The sequence below is a fragment of the Micromonospora sp. NPDC047738 genome (assembly GCF_040642675.1).
Lineage (GTDB): Bacteria > Actinomycetota > Actinomycetes > Mycobacteriales > Micromonosporaceae > Micromonospora.
Genome location: NZ_JBEYSO010000001.1, coordinates 252,617 through 272,925 on the forward strand (window position 1 = coordinate 252,617; position 20,309 = coordinate 272,925).

Consider the following 20,309-nt stretch of genomic DNA (forward strand, 5'->3'; position numbering starts at 1 on the left):
CCTGATGGCGTCGCCGGAGATCGAGGACGGTCCGGACGGCCCCCTGGCCGGACACCCGCAGGCATTGCGGCCGCTGACCCGCGAGCTGATCGCCGCCGTGCTGGTCAACCGGGGGTACGCGGTGGCCGAGGACGCCGACGGCGACCTGGTGGGGCGCTGGGAGGAGAGCCTGATCTGGTTCTATCGGCGGGGCGGCGCCGGGGAGGTGCTCCAGGTCCGCACCGTCGCCGGGCACCGTTTCGGCATCGAACGGGTCCCCGACCTGTACGCGTTCTGCAACTCCTGGAACCACGACCGGCTCTGGCCCAAGGCGTTCGTGCACGTGGCCGACGACGGGCTGGCCCAGGTCTGCGGCGAGGTGACCACCGACCTGGAACGCGGCGTCACCCCGCACCAGCTCGACCAGCTCATCGACTGCGGCATCGCCACCGGCTGCCAGCTCGCCGCTGAGGTGGGCCGGCTGCCCGGCGGGTCGCTGCGGTGACCACCTTCCGCGACCGGGGCCTGGCCCAGGCGCTCGCCGACGCCCGGGATCTGCCCGACGGCGAGGCCCGCTGCGCCGAGCTGGACCGGATCGCCGCGCGGGCCGACGCGACCGGCGATCCGCGTACTGCGCTGGCGGCGCGGTTCGCGCTGATCGAGGCGTACCTGCAGCTCGGCGAGCGGTGGCGGCTGGTGGAGCCGGTGCGCCGGTGCCTGGCCGTGCTCGACCGGACGCCCGGGCTGCTGGCCGGCCGCCCAGGGGAAGCCGAGCGGCTGCACCGGCACCAACGGCAGGCGGTGGAGGCGCTGTTCGCCACCCCCCGGGTCGGTCTGGACCAAGCCCGGTCCCTGTTGGACGATCTCGCCGACCGGCTGGGACCGGACGCCGAGGCGGTGGCCGAGCTGCGCTGCCGGCTCGCCGACCACCTCGGCGACGAGCCGACCGCCCGCCGGGAGTACGCCCGCTGGCCCGACGGCCATCCCGGCTCGGCGGGTCGGGCGCGGCGCCGCGAGCCGGAACGGTCGGCCGGGCCCGACCCGATCGCCGGCTGCCCCGGGTGCGCCCCGGCCCGCCGGGCCGAGTTGCTGGCCGGCTGGGGCGAGCCGGCGGCGGCCCTGGCGGCGCTACGTCCCGTGCTCGACGGCGAGGTGGGCTGCACCGACCAGCCGGAACGGGCCCTCGCGGTGGCGCTGCTGCCGTGGCTGCGCACCGGCGAGGCGGCCCGCGCCGCCCGGGCGCACGTGCGCGCGTACCGCCGGCACCGCCGGGAGCGGGAGGCGTTCCCGCTGCTCGCCGCACACCTGCGGTTCTGCGCGCTGGGTGGACACCTGGCCCGCGGGCTGGACATTCTGGCCGAGCAACTGCCCCGGCTGGATCGGACCGCCGACGACCTGGCCGCGATGGAGTTCGCGGCGGCGGGCGCGCTGCTCTGCGGGCTGGCCGTCGAGGCCGGTTTGCGCGGGCGGCGGATCCACCGCCCCGGGCACGGTCCGCGGCCGGCCGCCGAGGTGGACCTGGCCACGCTCGGCGGGCAGCTCCAGATGCTCGCCACCACGCTGGCCGGCAGCTTCGACGCCCGCAACGGCACCGGGCACCAGTCCGGCCGGATCGCCTCCTGGCTGGCGGATCGCCCGCTCGCCGAGCCGGTGCCGCTGCCCGCCGAGGACGCCGCCGACGAGTGGCCGGACGACGACCCGGCCGAGCCCGGCCCACCGGGCGAGGATGAGCTGGCTCCGCTGACCCTGGCGCTGCTCACCGCCGCCCTCGACGGACGCGGGGACGGGTACGCGGTGGAGCCGGACGGCACGGTGGTGGGGCGCTGGGGCGAGGCGGTGATCCAGTTCCGCCGGCTCGGGCGGGACGGGGAGATCCTGCACGCCCGGGTGGTGGCGACCCGGCGGCTGCCGGCCGCCCGGCGCGCCGAGGCGTACGCGTTCTGCAACGCGTGGAACCACGACCGGCTGCTGCCGGCGGCGTACCTGCACGACCCGGGCGACGGGACGGTGGAACTGGCCGCCACCGTCACCACCGACCTGGCGCACGGGGTGGCCCCGGCCCAGCTCGTGGTGCTGGTGACCGCGGCGGTCAGCACCGGCGCCGCGTACGCCGAGGCGGTTGCCGCGCTGCCCTGACCGGGGACGTGGCGCGCCCCGGTCACCGGGCGGCCGTACCCGCGCAACGGCGACGCCGGCCCACCCGCGGCGGGTGGACCGGCGTGGGGAGCCGGTGGGATCAGACCTCGACGACCGTCGGGACGATCATCGGCCGGCGTCGGTACGCGTCGTTGACCCAGCGCCCGACGGTGCGCCGGACGATCTGCTGGAGCTGGTGCGGGTCGGTGATGCCGTCCGCGGCGGCCCGGTTCAGCGCCTCGGTGACCAGCGGGATCACCGGGCTGAACGCCTCCGGGTCCTCGGAGAAACCCTTCGCCGAGACGGTCGGCCCGCCGACCACCTTGCCGGTGACCGAGTCGACCACCACGGTGGTGGCGATGAAGCCGCCGTCGCCGAGGATCCGCCGCTCGGTGAGCAGCGACTCGCTGACGTCGCCGACGGCGAGGCCGTCGACGTAGACGTAGCGGCTCTTCACGTGGCCGACCAGGCTGGCCCGCCCCTCGACCAGGTCGACCACGTCGCCGTCCTCGCAGAGCACCACCCGGTCCGGCGCGACGCCGGACTCGATGCCGAGCCGGGCGTGCGCCCGCAGGTGCCGCCACTCGCCGTGCACCGGCATCAGGTTGCTCGGGCGGGTGACGTTGAGCAGGTAGAGCAGCTCGCCGGCCGGGGCGTGGCCGGAGACGTGCACCTTGGCCACGTCCTTGTGCACCACCACGGCGCCGGCCCGGGCCAGCCGGTTGATCACCCGGTAGACCGAGGTCTCGTTGCCCGGCACCAGCGACGAGGCGAGCACCACGGTGTCGCCGGGGGCGATGGTGATGTGCCGGTGGTCGCCGCTCGCCATCCGGCCCAGCGCGCTCATCGGCTCGCCCTGCGAGCCGGTGGACATCAGCACGATCTGCTCGGGCGGCAGGCTGGTGGCCTCCTCCAGGCCGACGACCAGGCCCGGCGGGATGTTGAGCAGGCCGAGGTCGCGGGCGATGCCCATGTTGCGGACCATCGACCGGCCGATCAGCGCCACCTTGCGGCCGTGCTCGACGGCCGAGTCGAAGACCTGCTGCACCCGGTGCACGTGTGAGGCGAACGAGGCGACGATGATCCGACCCCGGGCCTTCGCGAAGATCGAGTCCAGCACCGGCCCGATCTCCCGCTCGGGGGTGACGAAGCCGGGGATCTCCGCGTTGGTGGAGTCCGAGAGCAGCAGGTCCACGCCCTCCGCGCCGAGCCGGGCGAACCCGGCCAGGTCGGTGATCCGGCCGTCCAGCGGGAGCTGGTCCATCTTGAAGTCGCCGGTGTGCAGCACCAGGCCGGCACCGGTCCGGATGGCCACCGCGAGCGCGTCCGGGATCGAGTGGTTGACCGCGAAGAACTCGCACTCGAACGGGCCGAGCCGCTCCCGCTGCCCCTCCCGCACGGTCAGCGTGTACGGCTGGATCCGCCGCTCGGCCAGCTTCGCCTCGACCAGGGCCAGGGTGAACTGCGAACCCACCAGCGGGATGTCCGCCTTGTGCGCGAGCAGGTACGGCACCGCCCCGATGTGGTCCTCGTGGCCGTGGGTGAGCACGATCGCCTGGATGTCGTCGAGCCGGTCCAGGATCGGGCCGAAATCGGGCAGGATGAGATCCACACCGGGCTGTTCGACGTCGGGGAAGAGCACCCCGCAGTCGACGATCAGCAGCTTGCCGTCGTACTCGAAGACGGTCATGTTCCGGCCGATGGCGCCGAGTCCGCCGAGCGGAATGATCCGCAGGCCGCCTTCCGGCAGTGGCGGGGGCAGTTCGCCCTCGATGTGCGCCTCGGTCACGCGTCCACCTCATTCTGCGACGCCGGCACCCGGCGTCCGTCGTGTCGTTCGATCATTCGGGAAGGGGCAGCCCGGCCGCCGCGCAGTCGGCGCGCAGCTGGGCCAGTTCGGCCGCGGTGGCGTCCACCAGCGGCGGGCGTACCGGGCCGGCCGGCAGGCCCCTGGCCGCCAGACCTGCCTTCACCAGGATCACGCCCTGGGTACGGAAGATGCCGGTGAACAGGGGCAGCAGCCGGCGGTGCAGCGTCCGGGCGGTGGCGACGTCCCCCGCCTCGTACGCCTCGATCAACTGCTTGGTCGGCACGCCGGTGAAGTGCGTCGAGGTGCCCACCACGCCGACCGCGCCGACCGCGAGGGCGGGCAGGGTCAGCGAGTCCTCGCCGCTGTAGTAGGCGAGGTCGCTGCGGCTCAGCACCTCCGAGGTGGCGGCGAGGTCGCCCTTGGCGTCCTTGACCGCGACGATCCGGCCGTGCTCGGCCAGCCTCACCAGGGTGTCGGTGGCGATCGCGGTGCCGGCTCGGTGCGGGATGTCGTACAGCATGATCGGCAGCCCGGTGGCGTCGGCGACCGCGGTGAAGTGCCGCAGCAGGCCGCTCTGCGGCGGCTTGTTGTAGTACGGCGTGACCACCAGCAGGCCGTGCGCGCCGGCCTTCTCCGCCTGCGCGGCCAGCTCGATGGTGTGCCGGGTGTCGTTGGTGCCGGCCCCGGCCACGATCCGGGCCCGGTCGCCGACCGCCTCCACGACGGCGCGGATCAGGCTCTCCTTCTCCGCGTCGGTGGTGGTCGGCGACTCGCCCGTGGTGCCGTTGAGCACCAGCGCGTCGTTGCCCTGCTCGTCGACGAGGTGCTGGGCGAGCCGTACGGCACCGTCCAGGTCGAGCGACCCGTCGGCGGTGAACGGCGTCACCATGGCCGTGATCAGTCGCCCGAACGGGCGCGACGCGCCCCGGTCCGGGACGGCAGGGTGGTCGTGCGTCATGTTCACAACCTAGCGGACGACCACCGGAGCCCCGGTGGGGAAGGGCGCAGGAGTCACTCGGCGTGCGGGCTGGCCGCCACCTCGGTGCCGTCGGGCAGGGTGGAGATCACGAAGTCGGCGAAGACGTTCGGCGCCACGCCCTGGAGCTGTCGCAGGCACTCCACGGCCAGCTCGCGGATCTCCACGTCGGCGTGCTCGGTCGCGCGCATCTTGATGAAGTGCCGCCAGGCCCGGTAGTTGCCGGTGACCACGATCCGGGTCTCGGTCGCGTTGGGCAGCACCGCCCGGGCCGCCTGCCGGGCCTGCTTGCGGCGCAGCGTCGGGTTGGGCTCGTCGGTGAAGCGCGCCTCCAGGCCCTCGAGGAGTTCGGTGTACGCCCGCACGCTCGCCTCGGCCGCCTCGACGAACTTCTTGTGCAGCTCCGGGTCCTCGGCGATCACCGCCGGCTCGACCATCGCGGCGTCCCGCTCGGGGACGTAGCGCTGGGAGAGCTGGGAGTACGAGAAGTGCCGGTGCCGGATCAGCTCGTGGGTGAAGGATCGCGAGACGCCGCTGAAGTAGAAGCTCACCGAGCCGTGCTCCAGCACGGACAGGTGCCCGACCTCGAGGATGTGCGCCAGGTAGCCGGCGTTGGTGGCGGTGGCCGGGTTCGGCTTCTTCCAGCTCTGGTAGCACGCCCGACCGGCGAACTCGGCGAGCGCCTGGCCCCCCTCGGCGTCGGTCGACCACGGCACGTCGTCGGGGGCCTGGAACTGGGTCCACGCGATGAGCTTGACCTGGGGCTGCACCATCTCCGGCATTCCTGCGACTGTAGTGGCCGGTGGGCCGGTGGGGAAACTTGGGCGCGCGGACGTGAAGCGGCGCACTCGCGCCGGACCGCGGGTCAGACGTAGAGCGCGGTGAACGGCGCCCAGGGCAGGTTGCGGACCACCGAGAAGGCGAGCCAGAAGGCCAGGAAGCCGCCGAGGATCTTCGGGCTGAGCCGCAGCTCCGGCAGCCGCCAACCGAACGCCCGGTTCCCGGCCCAGGTGACGAAGAGGTACGCCAGGAAGGGCGCCGAGAAGACGAAGAGGAAGTGGTGCCGGGCGGCGGCCGGCAGGTCGCCGTGCAGCAGGTACCAGAGGGCGCGGGTGCCGCCGCAGCCCGGGCAGTCCAACCCGGTGGTGAGCTTGAGCAGGCAGCTGGGCCGGGCGTCCGGGTCACTGTGGGTGGGATCGCTGAGCAGGGCGTAAGCCATGCCGAGCCCGACGCAGCCGACCGCGGCCAGGGGCACCGCCCAGCGCGGGGCGCGGGCGTGCAGCCGGAGCACCAGGCGGGTGAACCGGTCCGGCTCGACCGGCGCGTACGCCACCCCGGCGGGCCAGTTCGCCGACCCGGGATCGGGGGCTCCGGCGACGGCGTGCACCCCGTCCGGGGCCGGGCCGGTGGGGGCGGTCGGCGGGACGGGGACCGTCTGCGGGTCGGGCGTGGCGGCCGGCCGGTCAACGCTCGTCACGCGCTCACCGTACACCGGCCACGCCCACCAGCGCGGCGGCCAGCGGGACGGCCAGGTCGCCGGCCGCCGGCGGGGCGACCGCGTCCAGGCCGAGCCAGCCGGCGAGCCGGTAGAGCTCGGCGGCGAGGGCCACCGCCGTCTCCCCCGGGTCCACCCCCGGCTCGACCCACGCGGCCGGCACCAGCAGCACCCCCGCCTTCCGGTCGGCCTTGAGGTCGACCCGGGCGGTGAACCGCTCGCCCTGCAGGAAGGGCAGCACGTAGTAGCCGTGGACCCGCTGCGGGGCGGGCACGTAGATCTCGATCCGGTAGGAGAAGCCGAAGAGCCGCTCGGCCCGGGCCCGCTCCCAGACCAGCGGGTCGAACGGGCTGACCAGGGTGTTGCCCCGGACCCAGCGGGGCAGCCGCGCCTGCCCGTGCAGGTAGGCCGGCTGCCGCCAGCCCGGCACCGTGACCGGGGTCAGCTCGCCCGCCTCGACCAAGTCGGCGATCGCCCGCCGCGCCCCGGCCACCGGCAGCCGGAAGTAGTCGCGCAGCTCCGGCTCGGCCGCCACGCCCAACGACCGGGCGGCGATCGCCACCAGCATGCGGTGGGCGTCGGCGTCGCTCGGGGTGGGGGCGTCGAGCACCTCGGCCGGCAGCACCCGCTCGGGCAGGTCGTAGCGGCGGGCGAAGGAGGTGGTGCGTTCGGCGGCGGTCACCTCGCCGGACCAGAACAGGAACTCCAGCGCCCGCTTGACGGCCGACCAGTTCCAGCCCCAGTTGCCGGTCTCCCGGGGTGCGTCGTGCTCGATCTCGGCGGCGGTGAGCGGCCCCCGGGCGGCCACCTCGTCGCGCACCCAGGAGACCAGCTCGGGCTGCTCCTGGGCGATCCGGCGCATCCCGCCCCAGGCCTCGTCACGGGCCTTGGCCATCCGCCAACGCAGCACCGGATGCAGGCCGACCGGGATCAGCGACGCCTCGTGCCCCCAGTATTCGAACAGCTCCCTGGGGCGCCGGTAGGCGGCGTTGTCGAGCAGGGTGGTCGGGTAGGGCCCGAGCCGGCTGTAGAGCGGCAGATAGTGGGCCCGTTGCAAGACGTTGACCGAGTCCATCTGGATCAGCCCGACCCGGTCCAGCACCCGGCGCAGATGCCGGCGGGTCGGCACCCCGGCGGGCGCCGGGTCGGCGAAGCCCTGGGCGGCGAGAGCCACGCGGCGGGCCTGGGCGAGCGAGAGCGATTCCGGTGCGGCCATCGTCCCGGGACCCTAGTCCACGGGTACGACGGAGCGGTCGCTGGACCGACCGCCCCTCGGGGCATAGAACGGACGGATGGTGACCATCCGCCGGGAGGACCCGGACGACGCGGCGGCGATCGCCGCGGTGCACATCCGCAGCTGGCAGGCCGGGTACGCCGGGATCATGCCGGACGAGGTACTGCACCGGCTGAACCCGGCCGCCTGGGCGCAGCGCCGCCGGGACCTCGGCACCGCCGACCCGGCGCACCCGTTCACCACTCTGCTCGCCGAGGTCGACGGGGCGATCGCCGGATTCGCCACCTTCGGGCCGTACCGGAACAACCAGGACCGCGGCGACCTCGACCCGGCGTACGGGGAGATCCTGGCGATGTACGTCGAGCCCGCGCGGTGGGGCACCGGGACCGGGCGGGCCTTGCTGGCGGCGGCCCGGGCCGGGCTGGCCGAGCGGGGCTGGACGGAGTACCGGCTCTGGGTGCTCACCGACAACGTCCGGGCGCGGCGCTTCTACGAGCGGGCCGGGCTGTCACCGGACGGCGTCGAGTCCGTCTACCGGCTGCCGCTCTCCGGCGGGCGTGACCCGGCCCTGCTTCGGGAGGCGCGCTACACCGCCCGACTCGATCAGTGACCCGGATGGGCCGCCCCGGTCGGCGGGCCCACCGCCGGTCGACGCGGCCCCGCGCCGGATCGGCAGGCCGAGCAGCAGCGCCAGGCTGATCCAGACGTACGTGTTGCTGCCGAGGAAGCCGGTCACGCCGCTGAAGTCCTCCTCGAACCGCCACACGATCCGGCTGATCAGGAAGGCGTACCCGATGGTCGCGGCGGCCAGCAGGAGGCGGCGCCGGTGGCTGCGCGCGGGCGCCGCCATGCCGTTGTCGACCAGCAGGATCAGCGCCGGCAGCAGCCAGACCAGGTGGTGCACCCAGGTGACCGGGCTGACCAGGCACATCACCACGCCGGTCAGGGCCAGGCCGGTGGCCTCGTCGCCGGCGGTCACCGCGGCCCGGGAGCGCCAGCCCCAGACCGCGAGGGTGGCGAGCACCAGCACCAGCCAGGCGAGGGTGCTCGGGTGCTCCGGGTTCAGCCGGGCCACCACCCCGTGCAGCGACTGGTTCGAGACGAAGGCCAGTTCGCCCACCCGGCCGGTGTTCCAGAGCGCCTCGGTCCAGAACTCGCGGGAGGCGTCCGGGAAGAGCGCGCCGGCCAGCAGGGTGGCGCCGGTCGCCGCGCCCATCGCGGTGAAGGCGGCCCGCCAGCGCCCGGTGATCAGCAGGTAGACGATGAAGATGCCCGGGGTCAGCTTGATCGCGGTGGCCAGGCCGATGCCCGCCCCGGCCCACCGGCTGCCAGCCGGGAGCAGCCGCAGCAGGTCCACCGCCACCAGGAAGAGCAGCAGCATGTTGACCTGGCCGAAGTTGACCGTCTCGCGCATCGGCTCGAACGCGGCGGCCAGGCAGAGCGCGACCGCGAGGGCGAACCAGCGGGTCCACCCGGCGCGGCGGGCGATCGGGTCGACCAGCCACCAGATGACCACGGTGCTGACCACCACGGTGGCGGCCACGCTGACCGTGATCGCCGCGTGCCATGGCAGGTAGGCCATCGGCAGCATCACCAGGGCGGCGAACGGCGGATAGGTGAAGCCGTACTGGGTCCTGGCCCGGAGGAAGTCGTAGATCTCCCCGCCGTCGTGCACCCAGTAGTTCAGCGCACCCCGGTAGACGTTGAGGTCGAAGAAGCCGTGCCGCACGGCCGCCTCCCTCAGGAAGGCGGTCACCACGACGGCGAGCACCACCACGGCGACGACCTGCGCGATCGTCCGCCTGGCACCCTGCGCCACCGTCGCCTCCCTCGCCCTGCGTAGGCTCACGTGCCATGGCTCTCGGGTACGTCCGCCCGGCGCGTCCAGAGGACGCCGGCGAGATCGCACGCATCCAGCTCGCGACCTGGCGGGTCGCGTACCGCCGGATCCTGCCCCGGCACGTGCTCGACAGCCTGGACGAGGCGTACCTCGCCCGGCGGTGGAGCGCCGCGGTGCAGGAGCCGCCCTCGGGCGCGCATCGCGTGCTGGTCGCCGTCGAACAGGCCGAGCAATCGTATCTGGTGGGGTTCGCCGCTTCCGGGCCGGCCGACACCGAGGCGCTCGCCCCGGGCGAGCCGGCCGACGCGCTCGGCGACGGCGTGGCGGCGGTGACCGACCTGCTGGTCGAGCCGCGCTGGGGCCGGCGCGGGCACGGCAGCCGGCTGCTCGCCGCCACCGTCGACGGGTGGCGGTCCGACGGCTTCACCCGGGCGGTGGCCTGGACCTTCGACGGGGACGCGGCGACCCGGAAGTTCCTCACCTCCACCGGCTGGGAGCCGGACGGCGCGGCCCGCGCCCTGGACGTGGACGACCTGCTCGTCCCGCAACTGCGGCTGCACGTCGCGGTCCCGACCGAGCCGGTCGCGACGGACTGAGCAGACCGGCGGTCGCGTTCCGCACCCCACGGCCCGCCGTGTCACCGGCGCACGTCGGACGGCGGGCCTACTGTGACGCAGTGAGGGCTTCGCCGCCCCGGCACTGCCCCGCGGACGGAGCGCGACCGGAAGAGGGAGACGATCATGTTCAGGGACACGAGGGCGTTCAGCGGCTTCTCGGTGGACGACACCGATCGGGCCATGACCTTCTACGCCGACACGCTCGGCCTGCGGGTGTCGCGGGACGAGGCGATGGGCGGCTTGCTGACGCTGCACCTCGCCGGGGACCGGGACATCCTGGTCTACCCCAAGGACGACCACACCCCGGCCACCTACACCGTGCTCAACTTCCCCGTGGACGACATCGATCGGGCCGTCGCCGAGTTGACCGCCCGCGGGGTGCAATTCGCGCGCTACCCCGGGATGCCCCAGGACGAGCAGGGGATCGTCCGGGGGAACGGACCCGCGATCGCCTGGTTCACCGACCCCGCCGGCAACGTCATGTCCGTACTGGAACTGAAGTGACCGGTGGCGGTTCCCCGCGCCGCGGGGAACCGCCACCGATACCGATCGAACCCGTCGCTCAGCCCTTGTCGGCGCCCTCGTTGGCGCCCCGCACGAAATAGCGCTGGAAGATCACGAACAGCACCGCCACCGGAATGGTGGCCAGCAGCGCCGCGCCCAGCTTGAGCGGATACTGCGTGCCCTTGCCCAGCGACCCGCTGACCAGGTCGGCCAGGCCGCGGGGCAGGGTGAACAGGTGCGGGTCCTGGACCGAGACCAGGCTGTGCGGGAACTCGTTCCAGGAGCCCTGGAACGACAGGATGGTCAGCGTGATCAGCGCGGGCCGCGCCATCGGCAGCACCACCGACCAGAAGGTGCGGAACACCCCCGCGCCGTCGATCCGGGCCGCCTCCTCCACGCTGACCGGGATCGACTCGAAGAACTGCTTCATGATGAACACCCCGGCCGCGTCCGCCAACAACGGCACCACCAGGCCCGCGTAGCTGTCGTAGAGGCCGAGCTGCTTGAGCACCAGGAACTTCGGGATCAGCAGCACCACGCCGGGCACCGCCATCACCGCGATGACCGCGGCGAAGAGCCCGGCCCGGCCCCGGAAGCGCAGCCGGGCCAGGGCGTACCCGGCGAGCGAGTCGAAGAACACCCGGCCGAGCGTGACCAGCACGGTGACCAGCAGCGAGTTGCCCAGCCAGAGCGGGAAGTTGGTGCCTGCGAAGATCCGCTCGAACCCGGCCAGCGTCACCGGGTCGGGCACCGGGGAGAGCGGGTTCGCCGCCGCGTCCGGCTCGGTCTTGAACGAGTTGCCGAGCTGGATCACGAACGGGTAGATGAAGACCAGCCCGAAGAAGATCAGGACCGCGTACCCCAGGATGCGGTTGACCCGGGCGCGCGGCCCACGGGCGGCGCGCGGCGCGGCGGGCGCCGCCGGCCGGTCGGTCAGCACGGCCATGTCAGGACCCTTCCGGTACGCGTCGCCGCCACCACCGGCCGCGCCGGGACCCGTCCCGGTCGGCCATCACCCGGCGCTGGAGCAGCGTGAACACGATGATGATCAGGAACAGCACGAACGAGATCGCCGCCCCCGAGCCGTAGTCGAAGTCCCGGAACGCGGTGCGGTACGACAGGTACGCCGGGGTGAGGGTGGTCTTGGCCGGGTCGCCCTGGCTCATCACGTACACCTGGTCGAAGACCTGCCAGGAGCCGATCAGGCCGAGGGTCAGCACCAGGAACGTGGTCGGCTTGATCAGCGGCAGGGTGACGTGGCGGAACCGCTGCCAGCGGGTCGCCCCGTCGAGGGTGCTGGCCTCGTCCAGCGCCACCGGCACGTTCTGCAACGCGGCGAGGAACATCAGCATGAACGTGCCCGAGGTGGTCCAGATCACCAGGCAGATGATCGAGACCATGGCCACGCTCGGCCCGGAGAGCCAGTCCCACCAGCTCAGCCCCAGCGGGCCGCCGGAGGTGAGCGCGTCGGGCGGGGAGTCCACCCCGACGATGCCGAGCAGCAGGTGCAGTACGCCGCGGGAGTCGGCGAACCACTCCGGCCCGTCGATGCCCAAGAAGCGGAGCAGGTTGTTGACCGCGCCGGAGTTGGCGAACAGGAACAGGAACACCACGCTGATCGCCACCGAGCTGGTGACCGAGGGGAAGTAGAAGGCGCTGCGGAAGAAGCCCTTTCCCTTGAGCATCCGGTTGTTCACGATCAGCGCGAGACCGAGGGCGAGCGCGGTCTGCGCCGGCACCACGATCCCGACGTAGTACATGGTGTTGCGGATGCTGGTCATGAAGTCCCGGCGGTCGAGCCCGTCCTCGGTGAACAGCCGGGTGTAGTTCTTCCCGCCGACGAACGGCACGTCCGCGGTGAACGGGCTGCCCTGGCCGTTCCAGTCGGTGAGGCTCACCCAGAGCGCCATCAGGATCGGCAGCAGCAGGAAGAACCCGAGGATCACGATCACCGGCGCGACGAAGAGCCAGCCGGCGATGTTCTCGTTGCCGCGGATGCCGCCGTGGCGGCGGCGCGACGGACCGGCCGGCGTGGTGGCCGGGGCGGTGAGCGCCTCCGTAGCCATCTCCCCTCCCTCCTTCGAGTGGGAGCCGACGCGGAGGGGCCCGCGACGCGGGCCCCTCCGGTCACGCTCAGCCGCCGAGCGCCGCCTTGGCGTTCTTGTCGAAGTTCGCCAGGATGCTCTTCGGGTCACCGTTGGCCAGGCCCTGCAGGCCGGCCTCGAGGTCACGCAGCACGCTGTCCATCTTCGGCGCGTTCACCGGGCCCTGGGCGTACGCGGCACCGTCGATGAACGGCTTGTCGGCCGGGAAGGCGCTGGTGTACTGGTCGCGGACGGACTGCCGGGACGGCATCACACCGAACGCGTTGGCGAAGGCGATCTGCTGGTCGCCGGCGGTCATCGCCTCGACGAACTTGATCGCCTGGTCCTTGAACTTCGACTTCGCGGCGATGCCCCAGCACTGGGTGAAGGAGAGGGTGCCCTGGCCCTTCGGGCCGGCCGGCAGCGGGACGACCTTGTACTTCACGTTCGGGAAGTCGTTCTTCAGGGCACCCTTGATCCAGTTGCCCTCGATGGTCATCACGGCCTTGCCCTTGCCGAACGCCTCACCGGACCAGCCGGCGTCGAGCTGCTTCGGGAACTTCGCGTAGCCGTTCGTGAGCAGGCCCTTGACGTACTCGAGGGCCTGGACGTTCTCCGGCGTGTCGGCGGTCGGCTGCTTGCCGTCCTTGCTCATCAGCCAGCCGCCGTTCTGCACCATGAACGCGCCGATCCGGTCCCGGGTGTCGCCGAGGGCGAGCGCGACCATGCCCTTCGCCTTGATCTTCTGGCTGGCGGCGGTGAGCTGGTCCCAGGTGGTCGGCACGTCGGCATCGGTCAGGCCGGCCTTGGCCCACAGGTCAGTGTTGATCTCGAGCGCCAGCGTGGAGAAGTCCTTCGGCGCGCAGTAGAGCTTGCCGTCGTAGGTGAAGGTGTTCCGCAGGCTCTCGTAGAAGTCGTCCTTGTTGCTGACCTTGTCGCCGTACGGCTCCAGCGCGCCGACGCTGGCGTAGTCGGCGAACCGGGACGCGTCGACGTAGAAGACGTCCGGCGGGGTGCCGCCGGCGAGGGCCTGGCCGAGCTGCTGGGTGAGGTCCTGGGCCGGGGTCACCGTGGCGGTGTTGCCGGAGGAGGAGGCCCACTTCGCGACGGCGTCCTGCACCGCCTTGGTCTCGGCGTCGCCGGAGGAGCCGATCATGATCTGCAGGTTGGCCGGACCGCTGGACTGCTTGGTGTCCTTCGCGGAGTCGTCGAACCCGCTGCCGCAGGCGGCGGTGCCGAACAGCGCGGCGGCCGTGAGGCCGGCCAGCGCCGCCCGGGTGAGGGTGCGAGGTGTCATCTCATTCTCCTGGTGGGGATGGGGGATCACGCGGTGTGCCGGAGCACGAGCGTGGGGCTGAGTAGCACGTGTGGGTCGGTGGGCTGACCGTCGAGCAGGCCGGTGAGCAGCTCGAAGCAGCGGGCGGCGGCGGCCGCGAGCGGCTGGCTGACGCTGGTCAGCCCGACCACGGCGGCCACCGGGGTGTCGTCGAAGCCGACGACGGCGACGGAGGCGGCCACCGCGCGTACCGCCTGGAGGGCGCCGAGGGCGAGCGAGTCGCTGACGCAGACCACCGCGGTGGGCGGTTCGTCGGCGGCGAGCAGCGCCCGCATCTCCCGCTCGCCGTGGGCGATGCCGTCCTCGGTCTCGCGGTGGGGTGCGGCGCCGGCCAGGCCGGCGGCGGCCATGACGGTACGCCAGCCGGAACGCCGGTCGTCGCCGACGCCGGAACCCGCTGGCCAGCCGATGAAGCCGATCCGGCGGTGGCCGGTGTCGAGCAGCCGCTGGGTGGCCTGCGCGGTGCCGGCCGCGCCGTCGACGTCGACCCAGGGATGGGCCTCGGCGGCGTCCCAGGGCCGGCCGAACGTCACGAACGGCACGTTCCGCTCGGCCAGCCAGGCGGTCCGCGGGTCACCGTGGTCGGTGCCGGTGAGCACGAAACCGTCCAGGTCGTACGCGCCGAGCAGGTCGTCGTAGGTGTCGATCTCGTGTCCGTCGTCACGGGCGGTGTAGAGCAGGACCCGATAGCCGGCGGCGTCGGCGGTCTCGGTGAGGCCGTGCAGGAACCGGTCGAGCACCGAGCCGTTGATCCCGTCCCGGGTGGGCTCGATGCGGACCGCGACGAGCCGGGAGCGACCGGTCCGCATCTGCCGGGCGGCCTGGTTGGCCCGGTAGCCCAGCGCGGCGATCGCCTCCTCCACCCGGCGCCGGGTCTCGTCCCGGACGATGTGCGGCGCGTTGAGGACGTTGGAGACCGTCTGCCGGCTCACCTGGGCATGCCGGGCCACCGTCGAGATGGTCACCTTTTCAGCCATTGAGTCCCTCTCGCCGCCTTGAACGTTCCAACGTGGATACGGCAGTATTAGATCGTTCAAAGTTTCTGGAATGTTTCGCACTCTGCACCGGGCCGGAGCCAGTTGTCAAGACACGCTCCGGCCACCCGATCAGCACCAGGAGTTCCCCGTGTCCGAACGCCACCTGCAACCCCTGCTGCACGAGCTGGTCGGGGCGGTCCACGCCCCCACCAGCGCGCTGGGCGACGCGGCGGGTCAGATCCGGCCGAGCGGCGTCCAGGGCGTGTTCCACGCCGACGCCCGCGTACTCTCCCGCGCCGAGCTGCGCGTCGACGACCGGGAACCGGAGGCGGTGGCCCACGGGGCGGCCGGGCCCCACGGGGTCCGCTTCGTCACCCTGGCCCGCTGGCTCGGCGACCCCGGCCCCGACCCGACCGTCCGGATCGACCGCATCCGGGAGGCCGGCCCGCACGGCGTCACCGAGGAGATCCGGGTCACCTCCACCGCCGCGGCCCCCGTCCGCGCCACGGTCAGCGTCGACCTGGGCTGCGACCTCGCCCCGATCGAGCTGGTCAAGTCCGGCGGGAGCGGGTCGCCGCTGGAGGCCAAGTCCGGCGAGCCCGGCCGGGTCCAGTGGGCCGCCGAGGGCGTCACCGTCACGGTGACCGGCGAGGCGGCGACCGTCGACGCCACCGGTGACCGGGCCCTCGCGCCCCGGCTGAGCTGGCCGGTCGACCTCGCCCCCGGCGACGCCGCGACGCTGCGCTGGCGGCTCGCCGTCACCGACCCGAAGGCCGTGGTGATCGCCCCGCCGGCCGGCCCCGAGTGGTCCGTCCCGCAGGTGAGCGCCGACGACCGCCGCCTGGTCCGGCTGCTCGACCGCTCCCTGGCCGACCTGCGCGGGCTACGGCTGGCCGACCCGGCCCACCCCGGGGACGTCTTCCTCGGCGCGGGCGTGCCCTGGTTCCTCACCCTCTTCGGCCGGGACAGCCTCTGGGCCGCCCGGATGATGCTGCCGCTCGGCACCGAGCTGGCCGCCGGCACGCTGCGCGTCCTCGCCCGCCGGCAGGGCACCAGGGTCGACCCGGCCACCGGCGAGGCGCCCGGCAAGATCCTGCACGAGCTGCGCCGGCACGAGTTCAGCCTGCCCGCCCATGAGCTGCGGCTGCCGCCCGCGTACTACGGCACCGTCGACGCCACCATGCTCTGGGTCGGCCTGCTGCACGACGCCTGGCGCTGGGGTCTCGCCGCCGACCAGGTCGAGCCGCTGCTCCCGCACCTGGAGGCGGCGCTCGGCTGGCTCGGCGAGCACGCCGACGCCGACGGCGACGGCTTCGTCGAATACGTCGACACCAGCGGCAGCGGCCTGGCCAACCAGGGCTGGAAAGACTCGGGCGACTCGATCCGGTTCCGCGACGGCCGGCAGGCGCAGTCGCCCATCGTGCTGTCCGAGGTGCAGGGGTACGCGTACCAGGCGGCGGTGCACGGCGCCGACCTGCTCGACGCCTTCGGCCGCCCGGGCGGCGACCGCTGGCGCGAGTACGCCGACCGGCTGGCCCGGCGGTTCCGCGACGCGTTCTGGGTCGACGGCCGGTACGGCCCGCAGCCCGCGCTGGCGCTGGACCGGGACAAGCGCCCGGTCGACTCGCTGACCAGCAACATCGGCCACCTGCTCGGCACCGGACTGCTCTCCGACGCCGAGTCGGCGCAGGTGGCGGCGCTGCTGTCGACCGAGGCGCTGGCCGGCGGCTTCGGGCTGCGCACGATGTCCACCGACGACGCCGGGTTCAGCCCACTGTCGTACCACTGCGGGTCGATCTGGGCGCACGACACGGCGATCGTGGTCGGCGGGCTGGCCCGGGCCGGCTTCGCCGACGCCGCGCTCCGGCTCGCCGACGGGCTGCTCGCCGCCGCCGAGGCGTTCGACTACCGCCTCCCCGAGCTGTACGCCGGGGACGACCGGGCGACGCTCAACCGTCCGGTGCCGTACCCGGCGGCGTGCCGCCCGCAGGCGTGGGCGGCGGCGGCCGCCGTGCTGCTGCTCCAGGCCGGCGTGGGCATCTATCCCGACGTGCCGGGCGGCCAAGTGCGGCTGAGCCCGCTGGCCGGCCCGGAGTTGGGCGCGCTCGCCGTCGACGGCCTCCGCGTCGCCGGCGCCCCGGTCGCCGTCCAGGTCGACGCCTCGGGCCGGCCCACCGTCACCGGCCTCCCCGCCGGCCTGACGGTGACCACCACTCCCCACATCCCCACCCAGCGCCCCGCCACGGAAACCCCCGCCCCCCGCTGACGCCGTTGATCATGAGGTTGGCGGCGAAGTCGATCTCGGACGGTGCCGTCAACCTCATGATCGACGCGGTCAGGCGGGGGTGAGTTCGGCGACCAGTTCGTCGTCCTCCATGGCGCCGGTGGGGTGGAAGCCGAGGGAGCGGTAGAGGGCGGCGGCCTGGGTGTTGTCGGGGTGGTAACTGAGGCGGATCGGGTGGCCCGCGGTGGCGAGCCAGTCGGCGAGGGTACGCACCGCGGCCCGGCCGACGCCCCGCTCCTGCTCGGCGGCGTCGATCACCATGCCGCCGATCCACCGGGAACCGTCGTCGTCCACGCCCCACATCACGTGCCCGACGACCGTCTCGTCCGCGTACACGGCCAGCGAAGCCCAGACGTCCGAGCGCATGGTCAGCAACAGGTAGCGGGCGGCCAGGGCGGGCACCCAGGCGCGCTGGTCGTCGCGGGGCGCCACGTCCGCCACCGCCCGCCAGTTGTCGTCGTCCACCGGACGCAGGGTCACGTGCCGGCCGACGCGGTCCCGGAGCGCAGAATCGATCATGTACGCGACCCTAGGCGCGGCCCGGCCGCGTGACGACCGGATTCCGGCGGGACGGGGGCGCTCAGTCGAGCAGGGCGTCCAGGCCGACCGTGAGGCCCGGCCGGTGGCGTACCTCCCGCACAGCGAGCAGCACGCCCGGCATGAACGAGGCCCGGTCGTACGAGTCGTGCCGGATGGTCAGCGTCTCGCCGGTGGTGCCGAAGAGCACCTCCTGGTGGGCGACCAGCCCGGTGGCGCGGACGGCGTGCACGCGTACCCCGTCGATCTCGGCGCCGCGCGCGCCCGGCACCTCGTCGCGGGTGGCGTCCGGCGCGGGGCCGAGGCCGGCCTCGGCACGGGCCTGGGCGATCAGTCGGGCGGTGTGCGTGGCGGTGCCGCTGGGCGCGTCAAGCTTGCGCGGGTGGTGCTGCTCGATGATCTCCACCGACTCGAAGTGCCGGGCGGCGCGGGCGGCGAACTGCATCATCAGCACCGCACCGATGCCGAAGTTGGGGGCGATCACCACGCCCACGCCCGGCTTGCGCGCGAGCCAGCCGCGGACCCGGTCCAGGCGCTGCTCGGTGAAGCCCGTGGTGCCGACCACGACGTTGATGCCCTGGTCGACGCACCAGTGCAGGTTGTCCATGACGACGTCCGGAGTGGTGAAGTCGACGACCACCTCGGCACCGGCGTCGGAGGCGGCGAACAGCCCGTCGCCCTGGTCGACCATCGCCACCAACTCCATGTCGGGGGCCGCGTCGACCGCCTTGCAGACCTCCATGCCCATCCGGCCGCGGGCGCCCAGCACGCCGACCCGGATCGGCTCGGCCAGGTTCTTCTCCTGCTCGTCAGTCACGGGGCACAACCTATCCCAATCGGGACGCCCACCCCGCTGGAGCTCCGGCCGTCCCACCCCACGAGCATGATCGACTCGCTTTGCGGCAACCCGGGCCCCGCCCCGGCGGCGGACACCCCGACCTGCGGCGTCCCTCGTCGGCGGGCGCGGCGGGACGGGTCAGGCGGAGAAGGCGGACTCGTCGAACGGGCCCACCACCGCCAGGGACATCGGGCGGCCGAGCAGGTCGGCGGCCAGGGCGTTCACGTCGTCCAGGGTCACCGCGTCGACCCGGGCGAGCAGCTCGTCCACCGGCATCAGGTCGCCATAGAGCAACTCGCCCTTGGCCAGCCGGCTCATCCGGGAGCCGGTGTCCTCCAGGCCGAGGACGAAGGAACCCTTGCTCATCCCCTTGCCCCGGGCCAGCTCGGCCTCGGTGATCCCCGCGGCGGCCACCTTGGCCAACTCGGCGCGGGTCAGCTCCAGCACCTCGTCCACCTTGCCCGGAGCGCAGCCGGCGTAGACGGCGAACAGGCCGCTGTCGGCGTACTGGCTGGCGTACGAGTAAACCGAGTAGGCCAGCCCGCGCTGCTCGCGGATCTCCTGGAACAGCCGGCTGGACATGCCGCCGCCGAGGACGTTGTTGAGCACCCCGAGGGCGAAGCGCCGCTCGTCGGTGCGGTCGATGCCCGGGCAGCCGAGGATCACGTGCGCCTGCTCGGTCTCCTTCGGCTCGACCACCGTGGTGGCCGGCTTCGTGCGTACCGCCGGGGCGGCCGGGCGGTGCGGCGCCGGCACCGCCGGATCGGTGTCCAGCGGGGTGCCGCGCAGGGCCTGGCGGACCAGCTTGACCACGGCGGCGTGGTCGAGGTTGCCGGCGGCGGCGATGACGATCTGCGGCGCGGTGTACCGGCGGCGGTAGAAGGTCTGGATCTGCCGGCGGGTCATCGGGGTGACCGTCTCCTCGGTGCCGGAGATCAGCCGGCCGAGGGGGTGGTCGCCGTAGACGGCGCGGGCGAACAGGTCGTGCACCTCGTCGCCGGGCTCGTCATCGTGCATGGCGATCTCTTCGAGGATGACACCGCGCTCGGTCTCCACGTCGGCGTCGTTGAGCACCGAGTCGGCGACCAGGTCGCACATGACGTCGATGGCCAGGGGCAGGTCCTCGTCCAGCACCCGGGCGTAGTAGCAGGTGTATTCCTTGGTGGTGAAGGCGTTCGTCTCGCCGCCGACCGCCTCGATCTGCGAGGAGATCTCCAGCGCGCTGCGCTTGCGGGTGCCCTTGAAGAGCAGGTGCTCCAGGAAGTGCGCGGCGCCGCCCTGCGGCCCGGTCTCGTCCCGGGAGCCGACAGCGACCCAGATGCCGAACGAGACGCTGCGCATCGCCGGGATCGCCTCGGTGAGCACGCGCAACCCGCTGGGCAGCACGGTGCGGCGTACGGTGCCGCCCAGCGGGTCGTCGCTGAGCGTGCGGGTGACCGCCCGGGCCGACCCGCCGGCGGACCGGGTGGCCCCGGTCACCTGCCGGACGGCGCCCGACGGCGCCACCCCCCGTCGATCCGCAGGAAAAGACGAACGAGGGGTCCGACTCACGAAAAACCTGCTTCCAGTTCGACGAGGGGTGGATGGCGACGTCCAGGTCGCGGCGCGGTCAGACGCACCGAGCTGGAGTTGCCGAACGACGGCTCCCGGTCGCAGCACTGC

The 20,309-nt window shown here is 73.3% G+C and carries 19 protein-coding genes; 6 read left to right on the forward strand and 13 right to left on the reverse strand.

Annotated elements, in window-relative coordinates; translation table 11 throughout:
- The first annotated feature begins 4 nt into the window (after nucleotides 1-4).
- Complete coding sequence (locus ABZ783_RS01190; RefSeq protein WP_357433513.1) at nucleotides 5-484, forward strand: YbjN domain-containing protein; 480 nt, start codon at nucleotides 5-7, stop codon at nucleotides 482-484.
- The gene (locus ABZ783_RS01195; protein ID WP_357433515.1) at nucleotides 481-2,115 is read left to right on the forward strand and encodes a YbjN domain-containing protein; all 1,635 of its coding nucleotides are present in this window, start codon (nucleotides 481-483) and stop codon (nucleotides 2,113-2,115) included. The genes ABZ783_RS01190 and ABZ783_RS01195 overlap by 4 nt, the downstream gene beginning before the upstream one ends.
- A gap of 100 nt (nucleotides 2,116-2,215) precedes the next feature.
- On the opposite strand, the gene ABZ783_RS01200 is transcribed toward ABZ783_RS01195, so the two are convergent.
- From ABZ783_RS01200 to ABZ783_RS01220, 5 genes are all read right to left on the reverse strand, one after another.
- Nucleotides 2,216-3,904, reverse strand: a complete 1,689-nt coding sequence (locus ABZ783_RS01200; protein WP_357433517.1) for a ribonuclease J — start codon at nucleotides 3,902-3,904, stop codon at nucleotides 2,216-2,218.
- Between the two features lie 52 nt (nucleotides 3,905-3,956).
- Nucleotides 3,957-4,883 (reverse strand): 4-hydroxy-tetrahydrodipicolinate synthase, encoded by a 927-nt coding sequence (gene dapA, locus ABZ783_RS01205; protein ID WP_357433519.1) that lies wholly within the window; start codon nucleotides 4,881-4,883, stop codon nucleotides 3,957-3,959.
- Between the two features lie 53 nt (nucleotides 4,884-4,936).
- A complete protein-coding gene (gene thyX / locus ABZ783_RS01210; protein WP_073832607.1) occupies nucleotides 4,937-5,674 on the reverse strand; it encodes an FAD-dependent thymidylate synthase in 738 nt (245 codons plus the stop codon).
- A 92-nt stretch (nucleotides 5,675-5,766) separates the two neighbouring features.
- On the reverse strand, nucleotides 5,767-6,288 hold the full coding sequence (locus ABZ783_RS01215) for a DUF2752 domain-containing protein (protein ID WP_357434289.1): 522 nt from the start codon (nucleotides 6,286-6,288) through the stop codon (nucleotides 5,767-5,769).
- 94 nt (nucleotides 6,289-6,382) lie between these two features.
- On the reverse strand, nucleotides 6,383-7,612 hold the full coding sequence (locus ABZ783_RS01220; protein WP_357433521.1) for a crosslink repair DNA glycosylase YcaQ family protein: 1,230 nt from the start codon (nucleotides 7,610-7,612) through the stop codon (nucleotides 6,383-6,385).
- A gap of 76 nt (nucleotides 7,613-7,688) precedes the next feature.
- Here ABZ783_RS01220 and ABZ783_RS01225 point away from each other — a divergent pair, with 76 nt between their 5' ends.
- Nucleotides 7,689-8,240, forward strand: coding sequence for a GNAT family N-acetyltransferase (locus ABZ783_RS01225; protein WP_357433523.1), 552 nt, complete (start codon nucleotides 7,689-7,691; stop codon nucleotides 8,238-8,240).
- On the opposite strand, the gene ABZ783_RS01230 is transcribed toward ABZ783_RS01225, so the two are convergent.
- Nucleotides 8,139-9,449 carry a glycosyltransferase family 87 protein gene (locus tag ABZ783_RS01230; protein ID WP_357433525.1) on the reverse strand — a complete coding sequence of 437 codons (1,311 nt, stop codon included), beginning with the start codon at nucleotides 9,447-9,449 and terminating at the stop codon, nucleotides 8,139-8,141. The genes ABZ783_RS01225 and ABZ783_RS01230 overlap by 102 nt on opposite strands.
- A gap of 35 nt (nucleotides 9,450-9,484) precedes the next feature.
- Here ABZ783_RS01230 and ABZ783_RS01235 point away from each other — a divergent pair, with 35 nt between their 5' ends.
- Together ABZ783_RS01235 and ABZ783_RS01240 are read left to right on the forward strand one after the other, a co-directional pair.
- Nucleotides 9,485-10,066, forward strand: coding sequence for a GNAT family N-acetyltransferase (locus ABZ783_RS01235; protein WP_357433527.1), 582 nt, complete (start codon nucleotides 9,485-9,487; stop codon nucleotides 10,064-10,066).
- A gap of 144 nt (nucleotides 10,067-10,210) precedes the next feature.
- Nucleotides 10,211-10,591: a VOC family protein gene (locus tag ABZ783_RS01240; protein WP_357433530.1), complete on the forward strand. Its 381-nt coding sequence runs from the start codon at nucleotides 10,211-10,213 to the stop codon at nucleotides 10,589-10,591.
- Nucleotides 10,592-10,649: 58 nt separating this feature from the next.
- Here ABZ783_RS01240 and ABZ783_RS01245 read toward each other — a convergent pair whose 3' ends face one another.
- The 4 genes from ABZ783_RS01245 to ABZ783_RS01260 all read right to left on the reverse strand — a co-directional run bounded on the left by ABZ783_RS01245 (nucleotide 10,650) and on the right by ABZ783_RS01260 (nucleotide 14,988).
- A complete protein-coding gene (locus ABZ783_RS01245; protein ID WP_357433532.1) occupies nucleotides 10,650-11,537 on the reverse strand; it encodes a carbohydrate ABC transporter permease in 888 nt (295 codons plus the stop codon).
- Nucleotide 11,538: 1 nt separating this feature from the next.
- Nucleotides 11,539-12,657: a sugar ABC transporter permease gene (locus ABZ783_RS01250; protein WP_357433534.1), complete on the reverse strand. Its 1,119-nt coding sequence runs from the start codon at nucleotides 12,655-12,657 to the stop codon at nucleotides 11,539-11,541.
- Between the two features lie 67 nt (nucleotides 12,658-12,724).
- Nucleotides 12,725-13,972 (reverse strand): extracellular solute-binding protein, encoded by a 1,248-nt coding sequence (locus tag ABZ783_RS01255; RefSeq protein ID WP_357433536.1) that lies wholly within the window; start codon nucleotides 13,970-13,972, stop codon nucleotides 12,725-12,727.
- A gap of 26 nt (nucleotides 13,973-13,998) precedes the next feature.
- Nucleotides 13,999-14,988 carry a LacI family DNA-binding transcriptional regulator gene (locus tag ABZ783_RS01260; protein WP_073832598.1) on the reverse strand — a complete coding sequence of 330 codons (990 nt, stop codon included), beginning with the start codon at nucleotides 14,986-14,988 and terminating at the stop codon, nucleotides 13,999-14,001.
- Nucleotides 14,989-15,136: 148 nt separating this feature from the next.
- On the opposite strand from ABZ783_RS01260, the gene ABZ783_RS01265 reads away from it, so the two are divergent.
- Complete coding sequence (locus ABZ783_RS01265; protein WP_357433538.1) at nucleotides 15,137-17,254, forward strand: glycogen debranching N-terminal domain-containing protein; 2,118 nt, start codon at nucleotides 15,137-15,139, stop codon at nucleotides 17,252-17,254.
- Between the two features lie 69 nt (nucleotides 17,255-17,323).
- On the opposite strand, the gene ABZ783_RS01270 is transcribed toward ABZ783_RS01265, so the two are convergent.
- The 3 genes from ABZ783_RS01270 to ABZ783_RS01280 form a co-directional block, all read right to left on the reverse strand.
- On the reverse strand, nucleotides 17,324-17,791 hold the full coding sequence (locus ABZ783_RS01270; protein WP_357433540.1) for a GNAT family N-acetyltransferase: 468 nt from the start codon (nucleotides 17,789-17,791) through the stop codon (nucleotides 17,324-17,326).
- A 61-nt stretch (nucleotides 17,792-17,852) separates the two neighbouring features.
- On the reverse strand, nucleotides 17,853-18,626 hold the full coding sequence (gene dapB, locus ABZ783_RS01275; RefSeq protein ID WP_357433542.1) for a 4-hydroxy-tetrahydrodipicolinate reductase: 774 nt from the start codon (nucleotides 18,624-18,626) through the stop codon (nucleotides 17,853-17,855).
- A gap of 159 nt (nucleotides 18,627-18,785) precedes the next feature.
- Entirely contained in the window at nucleotides 18,786-20,126 is a 1,341-nt protein-coding gene (locus tag ABZ783_RS01280; RefSeq protein WP_357433544.1) for a pitrilysin family protein, read from the reverse strand.
- Nucleotides 20,127-20,309 lie beyond the last annotated feature (183 nt).